The organism is Rhodopseudomonas sp. B29, assembly GCF_000333455.1.
GTDB lineage: Bacteria > Pseudomonadota > Alphaproteobacteria > Rhizobiales > Xanthobacteraceae > Rhodopseudomonas.
Map to the genome: position 1 here is coordinate 1 of NZ_BADD01000449.1, position 1,964 is coordinate 1,964.

Here is a 1,964-nt window from a genome sequence, read left to right on the forward strand (position 1 = left end):
CCCCGAGCGCCGTGATGGCGCAGCCGCGGCCAGGATCGTCACGATGTGACTTGCCGAGATAGTCGTCGACCAGCTTGGCAAGACGCTGCTCCGGCGGCAGCTCGGCGGCGAGCTTGTGCCAATAGGCGGTCGAGCGGTCCATCGCATAGGCGAAGGCCTCGATCACCAGCGCCTCGCGCGAGGCGAAATGCGCGTAGAAACCACCGTGGGTGAGGCCGGCCTCCTTCATCAGGTCGGCGACGCCGATGCCGTGAGCGCCCTTCTCCCGCAGCCGGATCGACGCCTTGCGCACGATGCGGTCGTGGGTCTCCTGCTTGTGTTCCTTGGAATAGCGCATCGCGGTTCCATGCCATGTCCGGTGTCATATTATGACAGATAAATCTGCCCGGCGCCTCACTTTTCAAGCGCCTTTCGAGACGCAGGGCCGCCGATCATCGAAAACGTCGCGGTGGCGTGGACGGCCAGCTTACCGTCGCCGTCATGAACGAAACCTTCGGTGTAGCTGGTCTGGCGGCCCAGCTTCACCACTTTGCCTTCGGCGCGGATCAGGCCTGAGCGGACGGTCAGCGGGCGCAGATACGTCAGTTTGAGGTCCAGGGTCACCGAGGTCTGCCCGGCCGGCAGATGGGTCGAGATCGCGCAGCCCATCGCGGTGTCGAGCAACGCCGCCGCGACAGCGCCGTGCAGCAGGCCGACGGTGTTTTCCAGGCTCTGCTCCGGATCGAGCTCCATCACGATGCGGCCCGGGCCGACCTCGGCCATGCGGAAACCGATCAGCCGCGCCAATGGCGGCGGCGGCATCCGGCCGTCACGCAGCGCGTGCATCACCTCGAGCCCCGACATCGCGGCCGCAGCGCGCGCCGCCGGCTTGGGATCCTGCCATTCGACCACGCGGCTGCGCCGCCGCGAGGGGGCAAACAGGTCGACAGCCTCGGACTGATCCACAACGCTCATCATAAGCTCCAGTTTAAGATGATGATCGTCATTCTAATTGTTCCATCCTGCACGGCAAGTCCCATCTCGCCACGGTCGGCTTGACAGCCTTGCGCCATTGGCAGCCATGATGCCGACGCTTCGAACCGAATTGCCGAGAGAACCAACATGCAGATGATCAATCCGAATTGCGGCATCGACCGCGATGCTCGCGGCGTGGCCCGACTGACGATCTGCAACGGCGGACCTCTCAACATTCTCAATTCCACCGTGATGGACAGCGCGCGCGAGGCGCTCGTCTCGCTCAGAGCCGACGCGGAGCTGCGCGTGCTGATCATCGTCGGCGAAAGTCCGCGCAGCATGATCGGCGGTGCGGACATCAAGGAGATGGCGACGCTGGACCAGCGCTCCGCCGAGCGCTTCATCACGACCTTGCGAAATCTGTGCGAAGCGGTGCGCGAGGTGCCCTGCCCGGTGATCGCACGCATTCCCGGCTGGTGCCTCGGCGGCGGACTGGAGTTCGCCGCCGCGTGCGATTTTCGGGTCGCGACCAGCGACGCCCGGTTTGGCATGCCGGAGGTGAAGGTGGGGATTCCGTCCGTGATTCACGCCGCGCTGCTACCGCGGCTGATCGGCGGGGGCCGCACCAACTATCTGGTGATGACCGCGGAGAATATCGATGCGCCGACCGCGCTCGGCTGGGGTCTGATCGACTCGATCGCGCCGCCGGATCAGCTCGATGCCGCCGTCGAACGCCTGGTTGTTTCGCTGCTCGGCTGCGCACCACAAGCACTGCGCGCACAAAAGGCGCTGCTGAAAACCTGGCAGGAAATGTCTTTAACCCAGGCCATCGACCATTCGATCGGCGTGTTCGGGCAGTCCTATCTGACCGGCGAGCCGCAAAGCCTGATGGGCGAATTCATCAACCGGAAACGCTAGCCGTCCCCCGGGGCCGCAACCGGCTACTTGCAAATGGCCCGCAACTTAATATGATGACCATCATTCCTACCGGCGTCTGCACGAGCCGCCGA

3 protein-coding genes are annotated in these 1,964 nt (G+C 64.6%); 1 reads left to right on the forward strand and 2 read right to left on the reverse strand.

What is annotated here, in order from left to right; translation table 11 throughout:
* Positions 1 to 337 (reverse strand): TetR/AcrR family transcriptional regulator (locus tag I5M_RS16000; RefSeq protein ID WP_022722315.1); only part of this gene is annotated, 337 nt, incomplete at its 3' end.
* 56 nt (positions 338 to 393) lie between these two features.
* Entirely contained in the window at positions 394 to 954 is a 561-nt protein-coding gene (locus I5M_RS16005) for a PaaI family thioesterase (RefSeq protein WP_031336618.1), read from the reverse strand.
* A 147-nt stretch (positions 955 to 1,101) separates the two neighbouring features.
* Here I5M_RS16005 and I5M_RS16015 point away from each other — a divergent pair, with 147 nt between their 5' ends.
* Positions 1,102 to 1,872 carry an enoyl-CoA hydratase gene (locus I5M_RS16015; RefSeq protein WP_022722318.1) on the forward strand — a complete coding sequence of 257 codons (771 nt, stop codon included), beginning with the start codon at positions 1,102 to 1,104 and terminating at the stop codon, positions 1,870 to 1,872.
* Positions 1,873 to 1,964: the final 92 nt, after the last annotated feature.

What these genes read in the sequence shown, in the direction of transcription:
- I5M_RS16015 (WP_022722318.1), top strand. Translation starts at nt 1,102, where the DNA reads ATGCAGATGATCAATCCGAATTGCGGCATCGACCGCGATGCTCGCGGC.
- I5M_RS16005 (WP_031336618.1), bottom strand. Translation starts at nt 954, where the DNA reads ATGAGCGTTGTGGATCAGTCCGAGGCTGTCGACCTGTTTGCCCCCTCG.